This is a genomic window from Novosphingobium sp. BL-A-28-Hi1-0D (genome assembly GCF_055521755.1).
Genome location: NZ_CM145502.1, coordinates 3,537,544 through 3,562,556 on the forward strand (window position 1 = coordinate 3,537,544; position 25,013 = coordinate 3,562,556).

20 protein-coding genes are annotated in these 25,013 nt (G+C 64.0%); 10 read left to right on the forward strand and 10 right to left on the reverse strand.

The features are described 5' to 3' along the window. Window positions 1-10 precede the first annotated feature (10 nt). The 4 genes from ACZ1JW_RS17115 to ACZ1JW_RS17130 all read left to right on the forward strand — a co-directional run bounded on the left by ACZ1JW_RS17115 (window position 11) and on the right by ACZ1JW_RS17130 (window position 3,282). Complete coding sequence (locus tag ACZ1JW_RS17115) at window positions 11-1,321, forward strand: ammonium transporter (protein ID WP_465141439.1); 1,311 nt, start codon at window positions 11-13, stop codon at window positions 1,319-1,321. Between the two features lie 74 nt (window positions 1,322-1,395). Continuing rightward, the gene (locus tag ACZ1JW_RS17120) at window positions 1,396-1,941 is read left to right on the forward strand and encodes a YkgJ family cysteine cluster protein (protein WP_465141440.1); all 546 of its coding nucleotides are present in this window, start codon (window positions 1,396-1,398) and stop codon (window positions 1,939-1,941) included. A gap of 111 nt (window positions 1,942-2,052) precedes the next feature. After that, window positions 2,053-2,595 carry a hypothetical protein gene (locus tag ACZ1JW_RS17125; RefSeq protein ID WP_465141441.1) on the forward strand — a complete coding sequence of 181 codons (543 nt, stop codon included), beginning with the start codon at window positions 2,053-2,055 and terminating at the stop codon, window positions 2,593-2,595. A gap of 177 nt (window positions 2,596-2,772) precedes the next feature. After that, window positions 2,773-3,282, forward strand: coding sequence for a hypothetical protein (locus ACZ1JW_RS17130; RefSeq protein ID WP_465141442.1), 510 nt, complete (start codon window positions 2,773-2,775; stop codon window positions 3,280-3,282). Here the strand turns inward: ACZ1JW_RS17130 and ACZ1JW_RS17135 are convergent. The 6 genes from ACZ1JW_RS17135 to ACZ1JW_RS17160 all read right to left on the reverse strand — a co-directional run bounded on the left by ACZ1JW_RS17135 (window position 3,269) and on the right by ACZ1JW_RS17160 (window position 10,766). After that, window positions 3,269-4,678, reverse strand: a complete 1,410-nt coding sequence (locus tag ACZ1JW_RS17135) for an NAD(P)H-dependent flavin oxidoreductase (RefSeq protein WP_465125545.1) — start codon at window positions 4,676-4,678, stop codon at window positions 3,269-3,271. The genes ACZ1JW_RS17130 and ACZ1JW_RS17135 overlap by 14 nt on opposite strands. After that, entirely contained in the window at window positions 4,678-5,448 is a 771-nt protein-coding gene (locus ACZ1JW_RS17140; protein ID WP_465125544.1) for a methyltransferase domain-containing protein, read from the reverse strand. The genes ACZ1JW_RS17135 and ACZ1JW_RS17140 overlap by 1 nt, the downstream gene beginning before the upstream one ends. Continuing rightward, complete coding sequence (gene prfB, locus ACZ1JW_RS17145) at window positions 5,448-6,575, reverse strand: peptide chain release factor 2 (protein ID WP_144901370.1); 1,128 nt, start codon at window positions 6,573-6,575, stop codon at window positions 5,448-5,450. Before prfB ends, ACZ1JW_RS17140 begins: the two co-directional genes overlap by 1 nt. Window positions 6,576-6,664: 89 nt before the next feature. Continuing rightward, window positions 6,665-7,213, reverse strand: coding sequence for a peroxiredoxin (locus ACZ1JW_RS17150; protein ID WP_465141443.1), 549 nt, complete (start codon window positions 7,211-7,213; stop codon window positions 6,665-6,667). A 68-nt stretch (window positions 7,214-7,281) separates the two neighbouring features. Further along, window positions 7,282-9,816: a penicillin-binding protein 1A gene (locus tag ACZ1JW_RS17155; RefSeq protein WP_465141444.1), complete on the reverse strand. Its 2,535-nt coding sequence runs from the start codon at window positions 9,814-9,816 to the stop codon at window positions 7,282-7,284. Between the two features lie 56 nt (window positions 9,817-9,872). Then, complete coding sequence (locus tag ACZ1JW_RS17160; protein WP_465141445.1) at window positions 9,873-10,766, reverse strand: N-acetylmuramoyl-L-alanine amidase family protein; 894 nt, start codon at window positions 10,764-10,766, stop codon at window positions 9,873-9,875. 601 nt (window positions 10,767-11,367) lie between these two features. Between ACZ1JW_RS17160 and ACZ1JW_RS17165 the strand changes: the two genes are divergently transcribed. After that, entirely contained in the window at window positions 11,368-14,187 is a 2,820-nt protein-coding gene (locus tag ACZ1JW_RS17165) for an Rne/Rng family ribonuclease (protein WP_465141446.1), read from the forward strand. Between the two features lie 231 nt (window positions 14,188-14,418). On the opposite strand, the gene ACZ1JW_RS17170 is transcribed toward ACZ1JW_RS17165, so the two are convergent. Together ACZ1JW_RS17170 and ACZ1JW_RS17175 are read right to left on the reverse strand one after the other, a co-directional pair. After that, window positions 14,419-16,119 carry an amidohydrolase gene (locus ACZ1JW_RS17170; protein ID WP_465141447.1) on the reverse strand — a complete coding sequence of 567 codons (1,701 nt, stop codon included), beginning with the start codon at window positions 16,117-16,119 and terminating at the stop codon, window positions 14,419-14,421. Between the two features lie 6 nt (window positions 16,120-16,125). Continuing rightward, on the reverse strand, window positions 16,126-17,490 hold the full coding sequence (locus ACZ1JW_RS17175) for an amino acid permease (protein WP_465141448.1): 1,365 nt from the start codon (window positions 17,488-17,490) through the stop codon (window positions 16,126-16,128). A 128-nt stretch (window positions 17,491-17,618) separates the two neighbouring features. On the opposite strand from ACZ1JW_RS17175, the gene ACZ1JW_RS17180 reads away from it, so the two are divergent. Both ACZ1JW_RS17180 and ACZ1JW_RS17185 read left to right on the forward strand, forming a co-directional pair. Beyond that, the gene (locus tag ACZ1JW_RS17180; protein WP_465141449.1) at window positions 17,619-18,743 is read left to right on the forward strand and encodes a ThuA domain-containing protein; all 1,125 of its coding nucleotides are present in this window, start codon (window positions 17,619-17,621) and stop codon (window positions 18,741-18,743) included. Window positions 18,744-18,889: 146 nt separating this feature from the next. Next, the gene (locus ACZ1JW_RS17185) at window positions 18,890-19,447 is read left to right on the forward strand and encodes a class I SAM-dependent methyltransferase (RefSeq protein ID WP_465141450.1); all 558 of its coding nucleotides are present in this window, start codon (window positions 18,890-18,892) and stop codon (window positions 19,445-19,447) included. Window positions 19,448-19,630: 183 nt separating this feature from the next. Here ACZ1JW_RS17185 and ACZ1JW_RS17190 read toward each other — a convergent pair whose 3' ends face one another. After that, entirely contained in the window at window positions 19,631-20,068 is a 438-nt protein-coding gene (locus ACZ1JW_RS17190) for an endonuclease domain-containing protein (protein WP_465141451.1), read from the reverse strand. Between the two features lie 82 nt (window positions 20,069-20,150). Beyond that, complete coding sequence (locus ACZ1JW_RS17195; RefSeq protein ID WP_465141452.1) at window positions 20,151-22,109, reverse strand: alpha/beta hydrolase family protein; 1,959 nt, start codon at window positions 22,107-22,109, stop codon at window positions 20,151-20,153. 471 nt (window positions 22,110-22,580) lie between these two features. Here ACZ1JW_RS17195 and ACZ1JW_RS17200 point away from each other — a divergent pair, with 471 nt between their 5' ends. The 3 genes from ACZ1JW_RS17200 to zapE are packed head-to-tail and all read left to right on the forward strand — an operon-like array spanning window position 22,581 to window position 24,977. Then, complete coding sequence (locus ACZ1JW_RS17200) at window positions 22,581-23,363, forward strand: succinate dehydrogenase iron-sulfur subunit (RefSeq protein WP_465141453.1); 783 nt, start codon at window positions 22,581-22,583, stop codon at window positions 23,361-23,363. Window positions 23,364-23,367: 4 nt separating this feature from the next. Next, entirely contained in the window at window positions 23,368-23,847 is a 480-nt protein-coding gene (locus tag ACZ1JW_RS17205; RefSeq protein ID WP_465125532.1) for a PaaI family thioesterase, read from the forward strand. Continuing rightward, the gene (gene zapE, locus ACZ1JW_RS17210) at window positions 23,844-24,977 is read left to right on the forward strand and encodes a cell division protein ZapE (RefSeq protein ID WP_465141454.1); all 1,134 of its coding nucleotides are present in this window, start codon (window positions 23,844-23,846) and stop codon (window positions 24,975-24,977) included. Before ACZ1JW_RS17205 ends, zapE begins: the two co-directional genes overlap by 4 nt. Window positions 24,978-25,013 lie beyond the last annotated feature (36 nt).

Below are 25,013 nucleotides of genomic sequence, written 5' to 3' on the forward strand. Positions count from 1 at the left end.
AGAGCTGTACATGCGAAAGATTGTGGCGACTGCGCTCGCCGCCGGGGCAATGTTGCTGCCGGCATTGGCCCATGCCCAAAGTGCGGTCAGCGTCGAGGACGCGGCCAATTCAGGCGACACGGCCTGGATTCTGGTATCTTCCGCCTTCGTGCTGATGATGGCCATGCCGGGGTTGACCCTGTTCTACGGTGGCCTTGTGCGCGCCAAGGGCTTTCTTGCTGTGCTGGTGCAGGTCGGCGCGATTGCCGCTGTTGCTTCGGTTTTGTGGGTTGCGGTCGGCTATACGCTCGCTTTCGGCGACGTGTCTGGCGGCTGGCTCGGCAGTGGCAACGCTTGGATGCTGCTCAATCTCGGCAACGTTCGCGCCAACACCGCCATCCCCGAAAGCGCATTTGCGCTGTTCCAGATGTGCTTTGCCCTGATCACGCCTGCGCTCATGGTCGGCGCGTGGATCGATCGCGCGCGCTTCGGCTGGGTTGTCGCCTTCTCGGCGCTGTGGGGCCTGCTGGTCTATGCACCGGTCGCGCACTGGATCTGGGGCGGCGGCTGGCTGGCCACCCGTTTCGGCACGCTCGACTTTGCTGGCGGCATCGTCGTCCACACAACGGCCGGCATCTCGGCGCTGGTCGTTGCCATGCTGCTTGGCAAGCGCTCAGGCTTTCCCAAGACGCTCATGCTGCCGCACAGCCCCGCGCTGACCATGGCCGGTGCCGCGCTGCTCTGGGTGGGCTGGTTCGGCTTCAATGGCGGCTCCGCACTTGCGGCCAACGATGATGCCGCCTCGGCGATCATCAACACCCATATCGCTGCTTGCGTTGCTGCGTTGGTCTGGCTCGGCATCGAAAAGATGAGCGTCGGCAAGCCCACTTCGGTCGGCTTTGCCACCGGCGCAGTCGCTGGCCTCGCCACCGTCACCCCGGCTGCAGGCTTCATCGCGCCTGGATCGGCCATGGTGTTCGGCGCTCTCGCGGCGGTCGTGTGCTATCCGATGATCCAGCTGGTCAAGCAGCGCCTCGAGATCGACGATTCGCTCGACGTCTTCGCCGTCCACGGCGTCGGCGGCATGCTCGGCTCGGTCCTGCTTGCCATCTTCATCGCGCCTTCCTTCGGCGGCACCGGCTTTGCCGACGGCATGAACCTGGCTCGCCAGATCGTCGCGCAAGTCGCGGGCGTCGGCATCGTTGCACTGTGGAGCGCCTTTGCCACTGTCGTCTGTGCGTTGATGGTATCGATGGTCATCCCGATGCGCGTGACCGAGGACGAAGAACGCGAAGGCCTCGACATCACCAGTCACGGCGAACGCGCCTGGGAATTCGACTGAACCGTACGCCGCCAAGGTGCGCCCGCCAGAGGGCGCACCTTGCGCTGCAGCATGTTGGTCCATAAGCTCCAGCCATGACCAGCATGGCCGAAGCCGATCCTCCCCTGCTCGAGCAGGACCTGTGCACCGGCTGTGCCGCCTGCTGTGACGGCACAATGTTCTCGTTTGTCGAGATCACCAAGGACGAAGAAGCACGGCTTGGCGATCTCTTCACGCTGGAATCGCGCACGGACGACGCGATCTTCTACCAGCCCTGCCCGCACTCGATCGAACAGCGCTGCCAGGTCTACGAGCGGCGTCCCGGCACGTGCCGCACCTTCCGCTGCAAGACGCTCAAGGCCCTGCGCAAGGGCGAAGTCGAAAGCACCGAAGCCTTCCGACGCGTATCCGAGATGCTTCGAGCGCGTGAGCAGATCAAACCGTACCTGCTCGACGGCGAGACGCTCAACCAGGCACGCGAGCGTCGCCAGAAGATTGCCGCCGACCCTGCCCTCGCTGCAGCGCACACGGCATTCCTTCTGCGATTGACCGCTTTCGATCTCCTGCTCGATCGCTACTTTCGCAGTCCCGGCAAAGCCATGTTTTCCCGCAGCAGCGCGAAAGCAAGCGCAAGCCCATAGGATTGCCAAGCTATTTGCTAACTAAAGTGCGATTAACTGCTAACGTAATTTTGCCATGGCATTAACTTCCGACCGATAGATTGCTGCACTGCCGTACTGTAATTTTGGATCATGGCAGCCGGTACAGAACCTCTTTCCCTCGCGAGCAAGCTCTGCCTCGCCTGCGGGCTTTGTTGCGACAGCACGGTCTATCCCCACGCCGTCGCCCGCGAGGATGAGCTCGCGCAGGCAATGGCGCTCGGTTTCACCACCATCCGCACCGAAAACGGCTACTCTGCATTCGAGCTCCCGTGTCATTACCTCGAAGGCCGGGCCTGCACACGCTACCGAGATTGGCGGCCTTCGGTTTGCGGCGATTACTTCTGCCGCGTCCAGGCGCGCGCGGGTTCAGGAGAAATCACCGAGGACGAAGCACTCGCACTGATCGCCAAAGCGCAGGATTTGCGCGATGCGATGTCGGCTCAACTGCCAAATGACATTCCTCGTTCACACGCCCGCCAATACCTGGAAACCATTTCTGCCAAGCGTGGCCAACTCGACCCTGCGGAAGCCACCTTCGCCGTGCGGCTATTTGTCCTTGAGCGCTTTCTGGACGCCGAATTTCGGCTCGGCGATCGCGACCGCCTGATGGCGCGTCGTAGCATGGACCGCTGATACCTTCAGAGCTTTCGCATCTGCGAACAATAGTTGGTCAGTACGTATTAGCGATTTGAAAGGCACTGAGTTAACGTTCAACATATAGCCCGCTCGGGTTCATTTTTCTATCCTGCGCCAATGGCAACGGCGGACAGCACTATCTCACTTGCAAGCAGGTTGTGCCTTTCCTGCGGCATGTGTTGCAACGGTACAGTTTACGACGATGCTCAACTCGATACCAACGAGGTCACCGCAGCGGCAAGTGCCGGTTTTACCACGTGCAGCCCAGCCACTGGCGGCGAAGGTTTCGCGCTCCCCTGTCATTATCTCGATGGCAAAGCCTGCACGATCTACGACAAATGGCGTCCCAAAGTCTGCTCAAGTTACTTCTGCCGACTTCAGGATCGTGCAGCTGCAGGCGAATGCACAGAGGCCGAAGCGCTCGAGCTGATTTCGGCAACCCTTGCTCTACGCCAGCGTGTGGAGAGTGTTATGCATCCGGGCGAGACCTTCCGGCAGGCCCGCGCCCGGTTTGATGCGCTTGCGAGAGCTGGCAATGCATTGTCTGCAGACGATGCCGCGCTGGCCGTGCGCATGTTCGTTCTGGAGCGCATGCTGGACCAGCACTTCCGCAAGCCCGGCGAGGAGCGCGTCCGCGCCCCCGCCGAAGTTTCCGAGCCTGTCGCAGCCGTCAGTCGCCCGTAAGGATACGGTCGACCAGCTGCTTCACCGTCGGCGTGAAGTTGTTGGAATAGAACGGGTCCTGCTTGAAGCGGTACGCCGCGTGGCCTGCAAACATCAGGTTCTTGTCGATGTCCCCGCCATGCGCGATGTCCTGCAGCGTCTTCTGAATGCAGAAGCTGCGCGGATCGGCGAGGCGCCCCGTGGTGTAGTCGTCATGGTCCTTCCATGACGAGAACCCGCAGTGCGACAGGCAGCCCATGCAGTCCTTCTGGTCCTGCTGGATCTCCTCGCGCTCCTGCGGCGTCACGAACACCATCGTGTCATCGGGCGTGCGCAGCGCATGAACAAACCCGGCACCATACCATTCGCGGGCACGCGCCAGATCGTTTGGCGTAACCCAGAAGTTCTTGCCGCGCACGCCGACATCGAGTTGCGCGGTATGCTCGCCCGCCGCCACGCGCGAATACGGAATCTGCCGCTCCGAACGCGCCTCGAGCGCGCGCAGGAACGGATTGCGCACTGCCGAGGAATAGAACCCCGTCGGCGAAAACCGGTGCAGCAGCACGTCACCCGGCTCGAGGGTACGCAGGTGGTCCTTCCACCCCTGCGGGATCGGGCTTTCCTCGGTCAGCAGCGGCCGCGTTCCGAACTGGAAGGCGATTGCGCCCAGCTCGGGATTGTCGATCCAGTCGTTCCACTCGCGCAGGAACCACACGCCGCCCGCCATCACGATCGGCACGTCATCCGAAACGCCCTCGGCGCGCATCACGTCGCGCAGCGCCTTGACGCGGGGATAGGGATCTTCCGGCTTCTTGGGATCTTCCGCGTTCGACAAGCCATTGTGCCCGCCCGCCAGCCACGGGTCTTCATAGACCACTGCTGCCAGCAGGTGCGAAACCTTGTGATAGGCGCGCTTCCAAAGCGCCCGGAAGGCGCGGCCTGAAGAAACGATAGGCAGGTAGTTCACGTTGAACCGCGCCGCGATCTCGGAAAGCTTGTACGGCATCCCCGCGCCGCAGGTCACGCCCGTCACCAGTCCGCGCGTCTTTTCCAGCACGCCTTCGAGCACGGCTTGCGCCCCGCCCATTTCCCACAGCACGTTGATGTTGATCGCGCCCTTGCCGCCCGAGATGTCGTAGGCGCGCTTCACCTGTTCGACAGCGCCATCGATGGCGTACTGGATCAGTTGCTCGTGCCGCTCCTTGCGGGTCAGCGCATCATAAATCTGTGGAATGATCTTGCCTTCGGCGTCGTAGCTGTCGGCATTGACCGCGCTGACCGTCCCGATACCGCCGGCTGCGGCCCAGGCACCCGAACTCATGTGGTTCGTTGCCGCCACACCCTTGCCGCCCTCGACCAGTGGCCAAACTTCACGGCCACCATAGAGAATCGGCTTCAACCCCTTGAACGCAGACATCAATTTCCTTTCAACGCGCTTGTCGCGCTCGCACCCTTGGCCGCTTTGAGGCGGCATGGCCTGATACTGCCCGGCTCGGGCCGCGTCTCTGCGGCCGTAAACTGGGCGTAATATCCGGCAATTTCCGGTTTACGGTGAAATTCATCCAAGCGAAAGCCCACCGCCTCCAGTTCGCAGATCAGCAGCGCCGGAGGAATGCCATGCTTGTCGGTCCAGCGGTCGACGTCGACCACCACTACCCGACCTCCAGGCTTGAGCGCCGGCCACACCCGCCACAGAAAGGCATATGGCTCGGTCACCTCGTGATACATATGGACCATGAAGATGCGGTCAAAGCTGCGCTCGGGCAGCCTCGGGTCGTCCTCCGCCCCCGGCTTGATCGAGACGTTGTCCAGCCGATCCTTCTCGACGCGAGAGCCCAACCTCCGAAGCGCATCGCCATCGATATCCTGCGCCAGGACGCGCCCGCCTGGCCCCACCCGCTCGGCAAGGCGCACCGTGTAGTAGCCCTCGCCCGCGCCGATGTCGGCCACGCTCATGCCCGGCTTCACCCCGGCAAGGTCCATCACCATGTTCGCCTCGCCCTGCCGGTCGCGGTCGGCCTCGGTCGAGAACTGGCTGCTGACGACTTTGGAAACAGGGCGATCGGCGAGCGGAAACGCGCGCGCGGTTTCGGCGCGCTTGTCTTCAACCTTTGGCTGGCAAGCAGCAACGCCGAAAAGGGCCAGAACGGCCACGGCAACCTTGGCATGGGCCGAAGCCCGGCCCATCAGTCGTCGTCCTCCACCGCAACCTTCTCGCCCGTCACCTTCTGCGACAGCGCCGCTGCCATGAACGGATCGAGCGCCCCGTCGAGCACTTCGGTGGGATTGGTCGAGACCACGCCGGTGCGCAGATCCTTCACCTGCTGGTAGGGCTGCAGCACGTAGGAGCGGATCTGGTGGCCCCAGCCGATCTCGGTCTTGGCCTGATACTCGCCGCTCGCGGCAGCTTCGCGCTTGGCCAGTTCCGCCTCGTAGATGCGCGCCTTCAACATGCCCATCGCGGTTGCGCGGTTCTTGTGCTGGCTGCGGTCGTTCTGGCTCGCCACGATGATCCCGGTGGGCACGTGGGTGATGCGCACCGCCGAATCGGTGGTGTTGACGTGCTGGCCGCCAGCACCCGAAGCACGATAGGTATCGATCTTCAGGTCGGCCGGATTGATCTCGACCTCGATGTTGTCATCAATCTCGGGATAGACCCAGACCGAGCTGAACGAGGTGTGCCGCCGCGCCGAGCTGTCGTAGGGGCTAATGCGGACGAGGCGATGCACGCCGCTCTCGGTCTTGGCATAGCCATAGGCGTTCTCGCCCTTGATCAGCAGCGTCGCGCTCTTGATCCCGGCAGCTTCGCCCGCGTGATAGTCGACCAGATCGACCTTGTAGCCATGGCGTTCGGCCCAGCGTGTGTACATGCGCTGGAGCATTTCCGCCCAGTCCTGGCTTTCGGTGCCCCCGGCGCCCGCGTGAACTTCAAGGAAGCAGTTGTTGGCATCGGCTTCACCGGCCAGCAGCGCCTGCACCTTGTCGTTGTCGGCACGGTCCGCCAGCGCGGCAAGCGTGGCCAGGCCCTCGTTCACCGTGGCCTCGTCGTCTTCCATTTCGCCAAGCTCGATGAACTCGATCGCATCGGCCATTTCCTGACCGATCTCGTTCACCGTCCCGATCGAGGCTTCAAGGCGACGGCGCTCGCGCATCACCTCTTCGGCCTTCTTGGGATCATCCCACAGCTTGGGGTCCTCGACGCGCGCGTTCAGCTCGTCCAGACGGCGCACGGCGCGGTCCCAGTCGAGGAACTTTCGCACCAGTGCCAGCGCGGCATTGATGCGGTCGATATGGGCCTGCCCCTCGGCACGCATGGAAACAACTCCGGTCAAACGCAAAACGAACTGCGCCGCTTAGCGAAGCGGGCAGGCATGTAAAGCCCAAGCGTGTCTTGCTTCTGCGTTCAGCGCGCTCCGGCGAGCTTGCGCACGGCGGCCAGCGTCAGCTTCACATGGTCGCGATAGTCCATTTCGGAGTGGACCATGACGATCTTGCCATCGCGCGCGATGACATAGCTGGTGCGCTTGGTCAGCCCGGTCGGAATACCCACGGCCTTGAGCGCGACGTCATAGGACTTGATCACCTGCGGCGTCGCGGCGGCCACGGCAAACTTGTCACGGCAGGCTTCGGTCGAGAACTTCTGCAGCGTCTCGATCTTGTCGTTCGACATGCCGATCACCGTCGCGCCAGCCGCCTTGAAGTCGTCGCTGGCCTCGGCAAAGGCGTGGGCTTCCAGCGTGCAGCCTTGCGTGAAGGCCTTGGGATAGAAGTACAGGACCACCGGCCCCTTCTTCAGCGCCTCCTTCAGGCTGAACGAGAACGGCTTGCCAGCCAGCGCACCCTTGGCGGCAAAGTCGGGCGCGCGCGCACCGGCCGTGAGTTCGGCAGATGCCGGAGCGGAGGCGACAAAGGCGAAGGCTGCTGCGGCAGCGGCAAGGTTGCGGAGCTTCATGCGCGGTACGCTACCAGACGAAAGGACATCCCGCCAATGCCTTTGAGGGCAGGCCGGAATAGGCAGGATCAATAGATCCCGCCCTGCTCCTCCAGAAAGTCCTGCTCGACCGGCGCATCCTCTTCGCCGCCTGCAGGAATGCCGCGCGCCGCGCGCGCCCTGCGCAGTGCGTCAACGACCGCCTGCTTGGCGCTCACCTCGCCCTCGCGCGCCGTGCGCCGCGGCTCGGTGTCGGGCTTGAACGCTTCCCAGATGACCGATGCCTTGGCCACGTCGTCCTCTGGCGTTCCGCCGAACACGCGCTTGCCCGAAACACGGTCGATCTTGACCATGCGCACGCCTTCTGGCGCGGCAAAGGGAATGTCCTTCCAGCGCGAGCGCGTTTCCTGCACCAGTTGCTTGAACACCGGCGCGGCGATCCGTCCGCCCTGTGCATAGCCGCCAAGGCTGCGCGGCTGGTCATACCCGATATAGACCCCCGCGATGATATCGGGCGATCCGCCGACGAACCACACATTGGTCGGCCCGGAGGTCGTGCCCGTCTTGCCGAACAGCGGCAGGTTCAGGTCGCGCAGCGTCACCGCCGTGCCCCGCACCACCACGCCTTCGAGCATATGCACCACCTGATAGGCCGTGCGCGCGTCCATAACCTGCTTGCCCGTTGCCTTCAGGCGCGGCATCGGCTTGCCGTCCCACTGCGGCATCGAGCAGCCATCGCAGCGCCGGTTGTCCGAGCGCCAGATCACCTTGCCGTTGCGGTCCTGCACGTAGTCGATCAGGCTCGGACTGTGCTGGCGGCCCTGATTGGCCAGTGCCGCATAGGCGTTGACCATCTTCATCACGGTCGTATCGCCTGCGCCCAGCGCCATCGACAGGTACGGCTCGTATTCGCCGATGCCCACCGCCTTGATCGTGCGCACCACCCGGTCCATGCCGGTATCGTTGGCGATCCGCACGGTCATCAGGTTGCGCGATTGCTCAAGGCCCCAACGCATCGTGTGGCTGCCGGCGCCGCCTTCGTTGTTGAAGTTGCGGAAGCACTTCTCGCCCAGCGCCGCGCCCTGATACACGCAGAACGGCCCGTCGACGACCATCGAGGCCGGGGTCATCCCGTTGTCGAGGCCCGTCGCATAGACGAAGGGCTTGATCGTCGAACCCGGCTGGCGGTTGGCCTGCGTCGCGCGATTGAACGACCCAAGCCGCGCATCGAACCCGCCCTGCATCGCCAGCACGCGTCCGTTCTGCGGGTCTTCCACCACCATGCCGCCCGAAACCTCGGGCACCGTGCGCACCGCGTAGGTAGATCCGTTGACCGGCGCCACTGCCGTCACGTCTCCCGGACGGATCTTGTCCGGCAAACCGATCAGGCTCGCGGTCTTGCCATCGGCAAAGCCCACCTGTCCGCTCGACCCGCTGCGCGAAAGCAGCACGCCGATGCGCCAGTTCTGGTAATTGATCGATATGTTGCTGGTGATCAGCTCGGTCTGCCACCGGTCGCCATCCACATCGACCCGCGCGATTGGCCCGTGCCAAGCGCGTCCGCCCGAATAGCGCAAAAGCGCCGCCCGCAGCGCGTTCTGCGAAGCCGTCTGCAACTGCGTGTCGAGCGAGGTGCGCACCCACAGCCCGCCTGCATACACGCTGTGCGGTCCGTCCTCGGCCTTCTCGCCAAACTTCTCGATCAGCTGGCGGCGCACTTCCTCGAGGAAATACCCCGCATCCGCCGTGTAGTTCTCCGCCCGGCGCGGCTTGAGACCCAGCGGCATCGCCTTTGCGGCAGCGGCGGCCTGCGGCGTTGCCCAGCCGTTCTTGACCATCTGGTCGAGCACCCAGTTGCGCCGGGCAATCGCCATGCCCTCGTACTTGGCGCGGCCATAGCGTTCGGGCGCCTTGGGCAGGATCGCGAGGAACGCTGCCTCATGCAGCTGCAGATCGCCCACGTCCTTGTCGAAATAGGCACGCGATGCCGCCTGCACGCCAAAGCTCTGCCGTCCCAGCGGAATTTCGTTGAGGTACAGCTCAAGGATCTGCTGCTTGTCCAGCACGCCCTCGATCCTGCGCGCCAGCACCATTTCCTTGAGCTTGCGCGTGATCGAATACTCGTCACCCAGCAGGATATTCTTCGCCACCTGCTGCGTGATGGTCGAACCACCCTTGGCCCGCTCGTCCGAGCCAGCCTTCCTCGCATAATCGACCACGGCCCCCGCAAAACCGAGATAATCGATCCCGCCATGCGTCCAGAACGTCTTGTCTTCGGCCGAAAGAAACGCGTTGATCAGCGGTTCGGGAAAATCGACGAAGCGCAACTGCACGCGGCGCTCGCGGGCATAGCTCGATACGATCTCGCCATCGTTGCCGCGCACCATCGTCGGCAGAGGCGGCTGATAGGTCAGCAGCATGTCCGCCGAAGGCATCGTGCGGATAACGGTTACCCACAGCACGAACCAGCCGACGAGCAACGCCCCGACCAGATAGTTCAGCACCCGGAACCGGCGGCTGGCGCCCCACTTCGCGCGATACCATGAGGACGCGGTCCGCCACCGAGCACGACCTTCGTCGCGGATGAGCTTGAACCGGGATTGCTGGGACGTCTCTTCAGCCATGTTGCAGCGCCTCTAGCACGCCCGCGCCGTGGCAAGCCAGAGCGAACCTTCTCCACTCACCGAAGCGCCGCATTCTCCGCCGCCGCAGGGACCTGTGCCTCGGCCAGGAATATCTCGATCGCCCGCGCCACAGACGCTGCAAACACCCGCCGCCACGCCGGATCACGCATAGCCCGCGCATCCTCGGCATTGCTGATATAGCCCGCCTCGATCAGTGCCGAAGGCAGGTCGAGCGATTTGAGCACCACGAACGCCGCCTCCCTGCGCGGTGTCTCGTGAAAACGCAGCGCCTGTTGGCCCTCGCGCACCACCAGTTCGCCGAACCGCACCGACCGCTCGCGCATCTCGCGCCGCGCCAGATCGACCAGGATCGATGAAACCGCTGCCCCCTGCCCGTCGAGCTTCACTCCGTTGACGGTATCCGCCTTGTTCTCCCGCGCCGCCAGCGCGCCTGCCACCGCGTCCGACGCCTTGTCCGACAGTGTATAAACCGTAGCCCCTTGTGCCGTCTCGCTCTGCGCCGCATCGGCATGAACGGAAACGAACAGGTCCGCGCCCAGCCGGTGCGCGATATCAGCGCGTTCTTCCAGCACCAGGAACCGGTCCGTATCGCGCGTCATCGCCACGCGAACCCGCCCCTCGGCCAGCAAGGCATCGCGCAAACTCTGCGCCAGCAGGAGCGTCAGGTCCTTCTCCCGCTCCCCCGCGGCGCCGCTTGCCCCGGGATCGTGCCCGCCATGCCCCGCATCGATCACCACCAGCGGACGCCCCGCATCGGGCGGCCCTTCGACCTTGGGCAAGCCGATGCGCCCGCCACTCTCGGGCATCGTCAGCCGGATCACATAGCGTGGTTCGATCGAGGCGACGCCAGTCGAGAACGCCGCCCACATCGCCGCAGCAGCCAGCACTGGCGCTGCAAACACCGCTATGATTACGCCCCGGCTCTCCATCTGCCACGACCTATGCCCCGCCCCACCCCCGGCGGTCCAGACCGAAAACGCAGGTATGGTTAACGCGCCTTTCCCGACATTGTTTTAATTGCCGCTTTGCAATTGCAGTGCTAGCAACCATCTACCGGGGCGAGCCAGCACCGGCACATCCACGTCGAAACCGCCGGAAAGCGCACATTTGCGCCGCGGTGGGCGAGGGACAGGCCGCTGGCGAAGATCCCGCCTACGTGGAGAGAAACAGGCTCGAACGCCCCCTCTCCATGCCACAAGGTTGATGCCGTGATGATGAGCCGCGTTTCGTTCCTGCCTGTCTGCCCCACCGGGGCGGTCGCGGCTTGGACGGTTGGCGGCACGCGCATTTCGCCGCGAGTTGTCCTCACAGCAGACGCAAACCAACCGCCGCCGGGCGGCGAGCGACAGGGCAAGGCAGCCGATATGCTGCGCGCCGCAACGCTCCGATCCGGCAAACCCGCATTCGCGAATGGCCACCGCAACGGAGCAATCCGTGCGCAGGGCCTTCGTGCATCCCAAACGATCCGCGCCAGAAACGCATGGTTGACCCAAGTGGAAACCCAGCGGCGGCGCGGCTGGAGAATTTGTAATGACCACGCGCATGCTAATCGATGCGCGCCACCAGGAAGAAACCCGGGTGGCGGTGCTGAAGGGCAATCGGATTGAAGAGTTCGACTTTGAATCTGCCGATCATAAGCAGATCAAGGGCAATATCTACCTCGCCAAGGTAACACGTGTAGAACCCTCGCTTCAGGCGGCGTTCGTCGATTTCGGCGGCAACCGTCACGGGTTCCTCGCCTTCAGCGAAATCCATCCCGATTACTACCAGATCCCCAAGGAGGACCGCGAGGCCCTGCTGGCGGAAGAAGCCGCTCACGCCGAGGAAGAGGCCGCTCTGCGCGCCGCCGAGGATGGTGACGACGAAGACTACGGCGATAACGAAGGCTACGACTCCGATGAGGGCGTGACCGAAGTCGACACGTCCGAAAAGGATCAGGTCGCCACCATCGAAGGCGGCGTCGTCGAAAACGGCTTCGATCACGAAGGCGAAGAAGGCGACGAGTCCACCGAAACCTCGGAAGAGGAAGGCGAAGAGGGCGACAACAACCGCCGTCGCGGCCGCAATCAGGGCCGTCGCCGTCAGGGTGGCCGTTCGCAGGGCAAGGAAGCCGACGAACTGCGCGCCAAGCGCATGGCGCTGCGCCGCCGCTACAAGATCCAGGACGTGATCCAGCGCCGCCAGGTGCTGCTCGTCCAGGTCGTCAAGGAAGAGCGTGGCAACAAGGGCGCTGCCCTCACCACCTACCTCAGCCTCGCAGGCCGCTACTGCGTGCTCATGCCGAACAGCAGCCATGGCGGCGGCATCAGCCGCAAGATCAGCTCCTCGGCTGACCGCAAGCGGTTGAAGACGATCATCACCGAGATGGAACTGCCGCGCTCGATGTCCTGCATCGTCCGCACCGCAGGCCTCCAGCGCACCAAGCCCGAGATCAAGCGCGACTTCGATTACCTCGCCCGCCTGTGGGACGAGATTCGCGAACGCACGATGAAGTCGGTCGCGCCCGCGCTGATCCACTCGGACTCCGACCTGATCAAGCGCGCGATCCGCGACATCTACAACCGCGAGATCGAGGAAGTCGTCGTCGAGGGCGAGCATGGCTACCGTGCGGCCAAGGACTTCATGAAGCTCCTGATGCCCAGCCACGCCAAGCGCGTGAAGGCCTATGTCGATCCGGTGCCGCTATTCCAGCGCTATGGCGCCGAAGACCAGCTCACCGCGATGTACGATCCGGTCGTCCAGCTGAAGAGCGGTGGCTACCTCGTCATCAACCCGACCGAGGCGCTCGTCTCGATCGACATCAACTCGGGCCGTTCCACCAAGGAACACGGCATCGAGCAGACTGCGGTCGCCACCAACCTCGAAGCCGCCCGCGAAATCGCCCGCCAGCTCCGGCTGCGCGACATGGCGGGCCTCGTGGTCATCGACTTCATCGACATGGAATACGGATCGAACGTCCGTAAGGTCGAAAAGGCGATGAAGGACGCGCTCAAAAACGACCGCGCCCGCATCCAGGTCGGTCGCATCTCGGGCTTCGGCCTGATGGAAATGAGCCGCCAGCGTCTGCGCACCGGCGTGCTCGAAGCGACCACGCGCGGCTGCCCGCACTGCGATGGCACCGGCCTCGTCCGCACCGCCTCGTCGGCTGGCCTGTCCGCGCTGCGCCTGATCGAAGACGAAGCTGCCAAGGGCAAGGGCAACGTCGTCACGCTCTATGCGTCGCAGGAAGCCGCGATCTACGTCCTGAACGCCAAGCGCAGCGATCTGGCCGAGATCGAGGAGCGCTACGGCGTCACTGTCGAAGTGATCCCCGAAGGCGAGAACGAAGGCGCGAAGATGCGCGTCGCCTCGCGCGGGCCCAAGCCTGAATTCGTCCCCCGCTTCGAACCGATCATCGAGCCTGAAGAGGACGATATCGTCGAGGAGGACTTCGACGAAGAAGAAGAAGTCGAGGAACAGCCCCGTCGCGGCCGCAATCGCGATGCCGATGAAGGTGGCGAACGTTCCGGCCAGCGTGAATCCGAAGAGCGCGGCAGCGATGGCCGTCGCAAGCGCCGCAAGCGCCGCCGGGGCCGCAACCGCGATCGCAACGAGGACGGCAGCGAGATCAGCGAAGGCGAAGGCAATGAAGCCGAAGCCGCCGATGGTGAAGCTGACGGCGAAGGCAACGAGGCTGAAGGCAACGAAGCTGCCCGCACCGACGAGAACGACGACGGTACGGACCGTGGTCCCCGCAAGCGTCGCCGTCGTGGTCGTCGTAGGCGCGGTGGCCGTGAGAACGGCGAAGCGGGTTCGGATCAGGCCGAAGGCGGCGTCGAGGACAGCGATGGCGATGATGCTCCGGCTGAACCCGTGGCCGCCGAAGCGCCCGCTCTGGTGGAAGCCGAAGCCGCACCCGCGCCTGAGGAAGCTCCGGTCACAGAAAAGCCCAAGCGCACCCGTCGCAAGAAGGCCGCTCCTGCCGCCGAAGCACCGGTTGCCGAGGAAGCCGCTCCCGCCGCAGAAGCTCCCGCTGTCGAAGCAGTAGCCGAGGAGGCCCCTGCCCCGGTCGGGGAAAAGCCCAAGCGCACGCGCAAGAAGAAGGTCGAGGCCGCTCCGGAAGCAGAAGCAGAGGCAGAGGCGCCTGCTGCCGAGGCACCTGCTCCTGAAGCAGAAGCGGCAGCTGAAGCCCCGGCCGAAAAGCCCAAGCGCACCCGCCGCAAAAAGGCCGACGCCGTCGCCTCCGACGCAGCTCCTGCCGAAGCGGTCACCGCCGAAGCACCGGTCGCCGACGAAGCTTCCGCAAGTGCCGAGGAAGGCGAAGCATCCTCGCCACGCCGCGGCTGGTGGCAGCGCACCTTCGGCGCCTGAGGCACCGCAAGTCTGGAAACAGAAAGGCCCCGCCAGCAATGGCGGGGCCTTTTCCGTTTCCCGGAACATGATCCTCCCCATTTTTTGCAAAGCGCAAATGGGCCAGATTTCGTGCGATCCTCCCCATTTTTGCAAAGCGCAAATGGGCCAGATTTCGTGCGATCCTCCCCATTTTTGCAAAGCACAAATGGGGAGGTGGCATTCGCTTCAGCGAATGACGGAGGGGAAAATCTACTCCCCCGTCCGGTTCCAGACCAGCTTGCCCCCCACAAACGTCATATCCACTTTCGTCGTCAGCAATTGCTCCGCCGGCACGCTCAAAGGATCACTGTCCAGCACGATCATGTCGGCAAACTTGCCCGGCTCGATGCTGCCCTTCTTGCCCTCATCCCATGCCAGCGCCGCCGCCTTGGCGGTGTAGAGCCGGATCGCCTCCTCGCGCGTGATCGCTTCCTGCAAAGCGAACTGGTGCCCGGTCAGCCCCTTGCGCGTCACGGCAGCATAGAGCCCCACCATCGGCCCGATCGGCAGGTTGTCGCTGCTCATCACAACGTTCACGCCATAGGAGATCGGCGTTGCCACCGGATTGATCCGGTCCAGCCGCTCCCCGTCGAGCACCTGCAGGTAGCGGCCTTCGAGATTGTAGGTGAAGTTCGGCTGCGCCGTCGTCCACACGCCGTCCGCCGCCATCGTCTTCATCGTCTGCTCGGTCGGCAGCATGGTAAAGTGCGAGAGGAACCAGCGATGATCGCTCTTCGGCCGCGTCGCCAGCACGTCGTGATAGGCCAAGGCGACGGTGTTGATCGCCTCGTCCCCGATGGCATGGATGCCCAGCTGCCAGCCGAGCGAGGCCGACGTCGCCACCATCTCGTGCAGCGCACTTTCGCTCATGAACGTCGTGCCGCGAAAACCCGGCTGGCCCTTGTAATCCTTTGACGTGCGCGCCGTCGGCCCGGTAAAGCCTCCATCATAGGCGCTTTCCCCGATGGGGCCGAGCTTCAGCCGGTCGTCACCATACCCCGTGTGATAAGGAAACTTCTTCAGCCGCTCGGCACCGGGATACATGATGTAGAGCGTCGCGCGCGGCAGGCTTTCGCCCTCCTCGGCATAGATCGCCCGCAACTGCTTGAAGGTATGCGCCCGCACGCCATTGCCACCGCCACCGGGCACGCCACCCTGCTCGACCGGCTCGTCGTCGATGGTCGTCCACGCCTCCATGAAGCTGGTGATACCCAGCGCCAACAGGTCTTTCAGCGACTTCACATAGCTCGGCCGCATCTGCGCAGGCGTGCTCGGCGGAACCAGCTTGAGGATCAGGTCCGTGCGCTCGCGCACGATGCCATTGGGCTCGCCATCCGGGCCATGTTCGATCAACCCTCCGTCAGGGTCAGGCGTATTCCGGTCGATCCCTGCAAGCTTGAGCGCCAGCGAATTGGCAACCGCACTGTGCGCGCCCGCGCGGACAAGCACCACCGGATTGTCGGGCGCCATGGCATCAAGATCGGCCCGCGTGGGATTGCGCTTCTCGGCCAGCAGCGCCTCGTCCCAGCCCGATCCGATAACCCACTCGCCAGCCCCCAGCGCCTTGGCCTTGGCCGAAACCATCGCGCCGATCTCGACAATCGAGCGCGCCTTGGCAGGCTCCACCGAACGCGGCGACACGCTGATAAGGTGAAGGTGCGCATCGATGAACCCCGGCATCAGCGTGCGCCCCTTCAGGTCCACCGTGCGCGCAGCCTTCCACGCCTTTGCCACTTCCGGCCCGCCCACCGCCGCGATCTTCCCGTCCTTCACCGCCACTGTCGAGCGGACCGAGAAGTCCTTGTCGACCGTCAGCACCTTGCCGTTCACCAACAGCAGGTCGGCCTGCTCGGCAAAGGCAGGAAGCGGCAGAGCGGCAAGAGCGAGGGCGAGCAGGCGGGCGGTTTTCATCGGCGGTCAGGTCCTTTGTCGGCGGAAGAGAAACCATGCGGCAGCGGCAATCCCCACCGTCACCGCGCTGGCGAGAAACTGCGGGCGCAACTCGGGCACCAGCGCCATCGCCACCAGCACCACCCCGATCGCGCCAATCGTCGCGTAGGACAGCCACGGGAAAAGCCACATCCTCAGGTGCAGAGTCTCGGGCGCCGTCGCCTCGGTAATCTTGCGCATCCGCACCTGCGCGAGGCAGACCATCAGGTAGATCACCAGCATCAGCGCGCCCGAAGCGCTCACCAGAAAGCTGAACACCCCCTCGGGCGAAAGCACCGAAGCCGCCATCGCGCCATAGCCGAACAGACTGGCAATGATCGTCGCCCGCGCCGGCACCTTGCGCTTGTTCAACCGGATCAGCGCCTGCGGAGCATCGCCATGCCGCGCAAGGCCAAACAGCGCGCGCGAGGTCACGTATAGCCCCGAATTGAGGCACGACAGCACCGCCACCAGCACCACCGCGTTCATGATCGTCGCAGCCCCGGGAATGCCCATCAGCGCCAGCGAGCTCGCAAACGGGCTCTGCCCCGGCACCACCGTGTTCCACGGCTGCACCGCCACGATCAGGATCAGCGAGAGCACGTAGAACAGCAGGATGCGCAGCGCGACCGAGCCGGTCATCCGCGCGATCACCTTGGCCGGTGCATGCGATTCCGCCGCTGCCACCGTCGCGATCTCCGCTCCGCACAGCGCGAAGATCACGCTGGTCACCCCACCGATCACCGCGCCCCAGCCCTTTGGCGCAAAGCCGCCGTGCGCGGTCAGGTTGGCAAAAGTATTGCCCGCAGGCGAGGTCACGCCAAACGCCCAAAGTCCCGCAATCACGATGAACCCAAGGATCGCCGCCACTTTCGCGGTCGAAAGCCAGAACTCGAACTCGCCATAAGACCGCGCCGAAAACAGGTTCACCACCGTCATAAGCGCCAGCAGCACGCAGCCAATCTGCCACACCTCGAAAGGCAGCCACAGCGCCAGGATCACCGCTCCGGCAATGGCTTCAATGGCAACCACGATCACCCAGAAGTACCAGTAGAGCCACCCCGCGACGAACCCCGCCAGCGGCCCCAGTCCGATCCGCACATGCTCGGTGAACGATCCTGCCCCCGGATGGAGCATCGCCATCTCGCTCAGCATCCGCATGATCATGAGGATGACAAGTCCCGCGAGCCCGTAGCTCACCACCACTGCCGGTCCGATCTGCGCGATCGAGGTCGACGAGCCGACGAACAGCCCCGCCCCGATGATCCCGCCAATCGCGATCATCGCCACGTGCCGCGCGTGCAGCGCCGCCTCGAGCCTGTTCTCCCCTGCTTCCACTTGTCCCCCGGCCATCAGTCATCCTTCGTGAACTTTCACAAGCGCGGGACAATACGTCATTCGCGCGAGCGTGCCAGCGCAGGCGATTGACCATCGCTGTCAGCCTCGCCAAGGTAGCGCAAACACGAAGAATGGAGCGCGGGATGGGAAAGAGAATCATGATGACGGCTGCAGCCGCGCTGGCACTTTGGAGCGGCGGCGCTCAGGCCGCTGGCGTGATGGATTGCCCGCTCGGCCGCCAGACCCTCTCGACCCAGTCCCCGCTGGCCGACGTGCTCGTCGTTCCCGCCGCCCGCGCCGTCGTCGAAGCCGCTTCTCCCGGTCTTGCGGACAAGATGATGAAGCCCTTTGGCGGCAATGCCCTGCCCCCCGGTTTTGACCGCATCGTCACCCCGCGCTCGGTCATGACCATGCTCGGCAAGGGCGATCCGGCATTCGTGGCAAAGCTCGACAAAGGTCTCGCCAAGGTCAGGCTCAAGCCTGCCGACGTCGCCGCCCGCTGCCGCATTTACGACAACGACCGCCCCGCCCTCCCCGCCAATCTGCCGCGCGAATCCGTCCTCGTCTTCGGCAAGATCACCGGCTTCCGCGACAGCCCCTCGGTCAACGCCGCCGAAACCGCCCTGCGCCAGATCGCCGCGCGCCACGGCTGGGGCATCGTCTTCACCGACAAGGGCGGCGTGTTCAACGCAGCCGACCTCGCGCGCTTCAAGGCCGTCGTCTGGAACAACGTCAGCGGCGATGCCCTGACCATTCCGCAGCGCGCCGCCTTCCGCACATGGATCGAGCGCGGCGGGGGCTTTGCCGGCATCCATGGGTCTGGCGGCGATCCGCAGTTTTTCTGGGACTGGTACGCCGATAGCCTGATCGGCGCCCGCTTCATCGGCCACCCGATGACCCCGCAATTCCAGGAAGCCCGCGTCGTCGTCGAGGACAAGGCCCACCCCGCCGCGCAGGGCCTCCCGGCAGACTGGCGCATGACCGAAGAATGGTACTCCTTCGACCGCAGCCCACGCGGCCCCGGCGTCCGCGTGCTCGCAACGCTGGATGAAAGCACCTACAAGCCCGGCGAAGGCTTCGGTCGCAAGCTTGCCATGGGCGACCATCCCATCGCCTGGACCCGCTGCCTCGCAAAGGGCCGCAGCTTCTACACCGCCATCGGCCACCGGCCCGAGAACTACAGCCAGCCCGAAAGCGTGAAACTGCTCGATCAGGGCATCCTCTGGGCCATGGGCCTCGCCCGGGAAGGCTGCCCCGCACGCAAGTGAAACGGCCCCTCACAACGATTGCATCGCCTTACTGAAATCGGCAATCTTCGTTCAGAAAATGGGGGAAGACGATGGGACTGAAGGCGGTATGGGACGCGCATGTAGTGCCGCGCGTGATAAAGTGCGCTTGCGGATCGCCGGGGATCATGGAACTGCGCGCCGGTGTCGTGCCCCGCGCGCAGGGCCGCGTGTTCGAGATCGGCTGCGGCGGCGGCCTCAACCAACAGTTCTACGATAGCGCCCGCGTCACCGGGTTTGCCGGGATCGACCCTTCAGGCAAATTGCTCGATTACGCCCGCGAGGCCGCTGCAAAAAAGGGCTGGCAGGCCGACATCCGCGAAGGCGTGGGCGAAGACATCCCGTTCGAGGACGAGAGCTTCGACACCGCCGTCTGCACTTACACGCTCTGTTCCGTCGACGATCCGCAACAGGTCCTTTCCGAACTGCGCCGCATCCTCAAGCCCGGCGGCACGCTCCTCTTCCTTGAGCATGGCCTCAGCCCTGACGCGAATGTCGCAAAGTGCCAGCGGCGGATAGAGCCGGTCTGGAAACCCCTGATGGGCGGCTGCCACCTTTCACGCACCGTAACCGCACCCGTCCTGCAAGCCGGATTCCAACTGGAACATCCCGGTCACCAATACATGGACGGCATGCCAAAATGGGCGGCCTGGATGGAATGGGGCGCTGCGGTAAAAACCCGCTGACGCCCCTCCGTCAATCGCTGACGCGATTGCCACCTCCCCATTTGTGCTCCGCAAAAACAGGGAGGATCAAGCAGAACAGCCACGAAAACGGCACAACACAGTCCCCTGCCCCGTGCTCCTCCCCATTTTCACGCAGTGCAAATGGGGAGGTGGCAGCGCGAAGCGCTGACGGAGGGGCCATTTTCAAGAACAACGACAAAGCCGCAAAACCGCCTCGGCAATCCCGTCAACATCCTGCAGCACCTCGGCCGCCGGAACCCGCACCACCCGCACGCCCTGCCCCGCCAGCCAGGCATCCCGCTCCAGATCACGCAACGGCCGCGTGCCCATGTCATGCGAGATTCCGTCAACCTCAATGCACAAGCGGGCAGAAGCACAATAGAGGTCGAGCACATAACACCCAAGCGGATGCTGCCGACGAAACTTCGCCTCATCAGACTGACGCAGCCTCTGCCACAGCATCACTTCCGGCAGAGACATGCCCGAGCGCAACTTGCGCGCCAGAGCAACATTCCGCTCCTGCTTCTGCCTAGGCAAGGAGCCCTCCGTCAATCGCTGGCGCGATTGCCACCTCCCCGTTTGTGCTCCGCAAAAACAGGGAGGATCAAGCAGAGCAGCCACGAAAACGGCACAACATACGCCTCCCATTTTCACAAAGTGCAAATGGGGAGGTGGCAGCGCGAAGCGCTGACGGAGGGGCCATTCAATCCACCGGATTGTGCTTGGCCAGAAACGCCTCGATGGCCGACAGCAGCGCCAGCCGGTCCGGCTCGCGGGTGAAGTAGTGATCCGCCTTGGGCAGCGATACGAACTCGACGTTCTTGCCCGCCGCCTTCATCTTGTTGAACATGCTCTGCGATTGCGCGTGATCCACGGTCAGGTCCTTCTTGCCGTGGATCAACAGCATCGGCACCTTGATCGCATCGATATGGTTCATCGGTGATACGGCCGGGAAATCCGGGGTCATCTTCTCCCATTGTTCGCGGTAACGCTTGCCGAAGAGCAGGTCTCCGAAGTCGTTCACTTCACGGCGCAAGTTTGCAACGCCTGCGATCGAGATCGAACACCTCCACATGTCCGGATCGCGTGCCGCGCCCCACATCGCCACGTAGCCGCCATAGCTCGCCCCTACCACGCAGGCGCGGCTTGCATCGGCGAGCCCCTGCTTCGCGGCCCAGGCCAGCGCGTCATTCACGTCGTCCTGCATGGCAAGGCCAAGCTGACCCTCGCCCTTCTTGAGGAACGCTTCGCCATAGCCGGTCGACCCACGGAAATTTGGCTGGATCACCAGATATCCGCGGCTGGCGATGAACTGGGCCCAGTAGTCCCAGTCCATGGTGTCATGTGCCCAGGGTCCGCCATGCGGCAGGATCACCACGGGCAGGTTCTTCGCCTCGCGTCCGGGGGGAGTGGTCATGATCGCTTCGATCTCAAGCCCGTCACGCGCCTTGTAGCGGACTTTTTCCATCTTGCCCGCGCGGGTGCCATTCGTCGCGCTGTTGAGATTGGCAAAAAGGTGAAGATTCCCGTCCGCGGTATCGAAGTAATAGAGCCGCCCCGCCTCGTCGGGCTTGTCCACGCGCACCAGCATGCGCTGACGATTGGCAGAAAGGGACACGATCCGAGCGCGCCTACCCTTCAGGCTTTTTTCGAAAGCTTTCTGCAACTCGTCGAGCGCAGGGTCGAGCCAGTGAAGCGGTTCTGGCGCATTGCCGCCGAGATAGACTCCCAGAACCTCGTTGCCCGAATCGTCGTAGCGCACGCCCTCGATGTCCACGCCCGGCTCGGCCTGGTAGAGCGTCTGCAGGACTGCGCCGCTGTCGCCGTCGATCTCGACGAGCGCGTCACGGCCATCCGTGCCCGGGCGCAGGACAAGCATCTTGTTCTCATTGGCACGGATCAGCACCGGCACTTCGAGATCGTCAAATGCGCGGCGATCCCTGCGATCGAACGCGGTTCCCTTTTTCCCGCGATAAAGCAGGGTCCGCGTGCCCTTTGCCCGGTCATTGGAAATGGCGGCGCGCACGACGCCTGACGTATCGGCGATCCAGTCCAGCACTTCGGCCCGCGGGCTCGCTTCGGTCGTGTGGCGGCCGTTGGTAACATCGACCGAATAGACCGCCGGCCAGAAGTCATCGCCCATGTAGATCGAGTTCTGCCCGCCCAACAGTATCCTGGTCGAACCGTCGGTGGGCACCCACAGGACGTCCGAGGCATTCTGCCCACCGAGTTCCCACATCAGCTTTGTGTACTTGTCGGTCTGGCGGTTGAGCGAGACGACGCGTGAGATATATGCCCTGTCCCCGCCATCGAATGGCCGGATCGCCCGGATCCGGATCAGCAGGTTGTCGTTGCCGACCCACTGCATCGAACTGACCTCGACATCGTCGGGCAGTCCGGCCTGATTGAGAGAACTGGAATCGAACGGCGAAATCACCACGATCCGCTGGCTGCCGTTCACGGCAAACTGCCCCGCAATCCATAGTCCGTCGGGCGAAAGGCGTGCACCCTCGACAAACGGCAATTGCGCATAGGCCGATGCCGGCAGAGGTGCTTGAACGGTGACGGCAGCAGGTGTGGACGCCCCGGTCTTCCCGTCTGCCTGACTGGATGGGACAGATTGCGCGCTCAGATTTCCGGCAGACAGGAGCAGCACTGCCATCGCCGTCGAAAGTATTCGCACAAGTCCCCCACGAATTGCGTCGCTTCAGGCTAGAGAGATTGCCGACGGGATCAAGTGCACGAACCACCTTATTCGTCGCTGTCCTACACGAAGGTAAAATGGCATGGTGCGGCCATGCTGATGCAAGCCAACCACCACAACGCCATATCCTCCCTGTTTTCGCAAAGCGCAGACGGGGTGGTGGCAGCCGCAAAGAGGCTGACGGAGGGGCGCTCACTTTTCTCATATGTGAACAAAACAGGTACAAAATCCCGAATTCCGCCCCCAAAAAGTCCCGCCAGGGTTTCTCTGGACTGTGTAAACCCCGTAAACCCCTTTCACATACGCGAACGGCTGACAAAGAGGCGCACCTCAACCTTTGGGCAGGAACCACCCTCTTGCCCCCGGCGCTGCAATCGCTAAGGACGACTCATCAAGCCGCAAAGCACGTGCGAAGGACAGGACAGAACGATGGCGACCTTCTCGCTCCCGAAGAACTCCAAGATCACCGGCAAGGCCCGCCACCACGCGGCAGCCACCAACGGCAAGGTCCGCAAGTTCAAGGTCTATCGTTACGATCCGGATTCGGGTGAAAACCCGCGCTACGACACGTTCGACATCGACCTCGAACAGTGCGGCCCGATGGTGCTCGATGCGCTGATCAAGATGAAGGGTGAGCAGGACCCCACCCTCACCTTCCGCCGCTCCTGCCGCGAAGGCATCTGCGGTTCGTGCGCGATGAACATGAACGGCCGCAATGGCCTGGCCTGCACCACCGCGATCGAGGATCTCGACGGCGAAATCCGCATCACGCCGCTCCCGCACATGGAAGTGATCAAGGACCTTGTCCCCGATTTCACCCACTTCTACGCGCAGTACGCCTCGATCCGTCCCTGGCTGCAAACCGTCAGCCCCACGCCGTCGGGCAAGGAGCGCCTGCAGAGCCCTGAACAGCGCGAAAAGCTCGACGGTCTGTACGAGTGCATCCTGTGCGCCTGCTGCAGCACCTCGTGCCCGAGCTACTGGTGGAACTCCGACAAGTTCCTTGGCCCGGCCATCCTGCTCCAGGCCTACCGCTGGCTGGCCGACAGCCGCGACGAGATGACCGGCGAACGGCTTGACGAGCTGGAAGATCCCTTCCGCCTCTATCGCTGCCACACCATCATGAACTGCGCGAACGTCTGCCCCAAGGGTCTCTCGCCCGCCCGCGCCATCGCCGAAATCAAGAAGATGCAGGCCGAGCGCCTCGTCTAAGCCGGTGAGTGCGCAAGCTTTCCGTTACGAACCGGCCGAGGATCACCCCGGCTGGTTCACCTGGAACCTGACCGACGAGACCCGGTTCAACGCCCAGACGATGGGACGGATGCTCACCCGGATCGAGGAGCGCGCCGATGGCGTGCGCGTATCCCGGCTGCGCATGTTCCCCGAACGCCGCCACTCGAACTTGCTCGAAGCGGTCCACGGCGGCGTCACGCTGGCCCTGATCGACATCGCCCTGTTCGCCGGGATGCGCACCCTGCTCCAGGGTGACGCGGCAGGCTCGGTCACGCTCGACCTGTCCACCCAGTTCATCGGCGCGGGCCGCGTGGGCGAACCGCTCGACGCCGTGGTCGAAGTGCTGCGCGAAACCGGCCGCCTCGTCTTCCTGCGCGGTCTCGTCGAACAGGGCAGCGACACCATCGCCGCATTCAACGGCACGATCCGCAAGCCCACCCTGAAGAATTTGTCGGGGCGATGACCTCGGTCCTCCAGCGCTACCACGAGCTTGTTTCAGCAGGCGAGTTGCTGCCCGATCCCGAACAGGCCGCCGCGGCTGCCCGGCTCGATGCGCTGCAGCAGGAACTGGAAACCCCGCCACCTGCGCCGGGTCTGTTCGGCAAGCTGTTCGGCGCCAAGCCCCCTGCCCCCCCGCGCGGCGTCTACATGTGGGGCGGCGTCGGGCGCGGCAAATCAATGCTGATGGACCTGTTCCACGACAACCTGTTCGTCCCGGCCAAACGCCGCGCGCACTTCCACGAATTCATGCTCGACGTTCACGCCCGCCTGCGGGAGGAGCGGAAGAAGGAAAGCGGCGACCCGATCCCGCCTGTCGCCGCCGCCATCGCCGCCGAGACGCGGGTGTTGTGCTTCGACGAGATGGTCGTCAACAACAGCGCCGACGCGATGATCATGAGCCGCCTGTTCACCGCCCTGATGGTCGATGGCGGCGTCACCGTGGTCACAACATCAAACCGAGCGCCGCAAGACCTCTACAAGAACGGCCTCAACCGCGAACACTTCCTGCCGTTCATTGCCCTGATCGAAGGGCGGCTCGACGTCCTCACACTCAACGGCCCGACCGACTACCGGCTGGAGCGCATGAAGGGCGTGGGCACCTGGCACGTGCCAGTGGGGCCCGAATCGACCGCGAAGGTCCGCGAGGCCTTCTTCCGTCTCACCGACTATCCGCCCGAAGACAGCGAGCACGTGCCTGCCTGCGAGCTCGACGTCGGCGGCGGGCGCCTGCTCCACGTGCCCAAGAGCCTCAAGGGCGTGGGCGTGTTCAGCTTCAAGCGCCTATGCAGCGAAGCACGCGGCGCGGCGGATTACCTTGCGATCGCGCGCCATTACCACACCGTGATCATCGTCGCGATCCCGCGCCTCGGCGCAGACCTGCGCAACGAGACCGCGCGGTTCATCACGTTGATCGACGCGCTCTACGAGCACAAGGTCAAGCTCATCGCCACCGCCGACGCGGAGCCTGCCGAGCTTTATGACTGGAGCGGTAAGGGTGATGAGGAAGGGCGGTTCATGTTTGACCGCACCGTCAGCCGCTTAATGGAAATGCAGAGCCAGGACTATCTGGCATTGGGCCACGGCGAAGACTGAATCGTGCAAACTGGAGCCAAAAGCTCCACATGACAG

Excerpts from the sequence above, each read along its gene's own strand:
- ACZ1JW_RS17200 (WP_465141453.1), top strand. The coding sequence starts at position 22,581 with ATGGCGACCTTCTCGCTCCCGAAGAACTCCAAGATCACCGGCAAGGCC.
- ACZ1JW_RS17130 (WP_465141442.1), top strand. The coding sequence starts at position 2,773 with ATGTGTTGCAACGGTACAGTTTACGACGATGCTCAACTCGATACCAAC.
- ACZ1JW_RS17160 (WP_465141445.1), bottom strand. The coding sequence starts at position 10,766 with ATGGAGAGCCGGGGCGTAATCATAGCGGTGTTTGCAGCGCCAGTGCTG.
- ACZ1JW_RS17125 (WP_465141441.1), top strand. The coding sequence starts at position 2,053 with ATGGCAGCCGGTACAGAACCTCTTTCCCTCGCGAGCAAGCTCTGCCTC.
- ACZ1JW_RS17120 (WP_465141440.1), top strand. The coding sequence starts at position 1,396 with ATGACCAGCATGGCCGAAGCCGATCCTCCCCTGCTCGAGCAGGACCTG.
- ACZ1JW_RS17170 (WP_465141447.1), bottom strand. The coding sequence starts at position 16,119 with ATGAAAACCGCCCGCCTGCTCGCCCTCGCTCTTGCCGCTCTGCCGCTT.
- ACZ1JW_RS17150 (WP_465141443.1), bottom strand. The coding sequence starts at position 7,213 with ATGAAGCTCCGCAACCTTGCCGCTGCCGCAGCAGCCTTCGCCTTTGTC.
- ACZ1JW_RS17155 (WP_465141444.1), bottom strand. The coding sequence starts at position 9,816 with ATGGCTGAAGAGACGTCCCAGCAATCCCGGTTCAAGCTCATCCGCGAC.
- ACZ1JW_RS17185 (WP_465141450.1), top strand. The coding sequence starts at position 18,890 with ATGGAACTGCGCGCCGGTGTCGTGCCCCGCGCGCAGGGCCGCGTGTTC.
- ACZ1JW_RS17135 (WP_465125545.1), bottom strand. The coding sequence starts at position 4,678 with ATGTCTGCGTTCAAGGGGTTGAAGCCGATTCTCTATGGTGGCCGTGAA.
- ACZ1JW_RS17165 (WP_465141446.1), top strand. The coding sequence starts at position 11,368 with ATGACCACGCGCATGCTAATCGATGCGCGCCACCAGGAAGAAACCCGG.
- ACZ1JW_RS17180 (WP_465141449.1), top strand. The coding sequence starts at position 17,619 with ATGGGAAAGAGAATCATGATGACGGCTGCAGCCGCGCTGGCACTTTGG.
- ACZ1JW_RS17195 (WP_465141452.1), bottom strand. The coding sequence starts at position 22,109 with ATGGCAGTGCTGCTCCTGTCTGCCGGAAATCTGAGCGCGCAATCTGTC.
- ACZ1JW_RS17115 (WP_465141439.1), top strand. The coding sequence starts at position 11 with ATGCGAAAGATTGTGGCGACTGCGCTCGCCGCCGGGGCAATGTTGCTG.
- ACZ1JW_RS17175 (WP_465141448.1), bottom strand. The coding sequence starts at position 17,490 with ATGGCCGGGGGACAAGTGGAAGCAGGGGAGAACAGGCTCGAGGCGGCG.
- prfB (WP_144901370.1), bottom strand. The coding sequence starts at position 6,575 with ATGCGTGCCGAGGGGCAGGCCCATATCGACCGCATCAATGCCGCGCTG.
- ACZ1JW_RS17140 (WP_465125544.1), bottom strand. The coding sequence starts at position 5,448 with ATGGGCCGGGCTTCGGCCCATGCCAAGGTTGCCGTGGCCGTTCTGGCC.
- zapE (WP_465141454.1), top strand. The coding sequence starts at position 23,844 with ATGACCTCGGTCCTCCAGCGCTACCACGAGCTTGTTTCAGCAGGCGAG.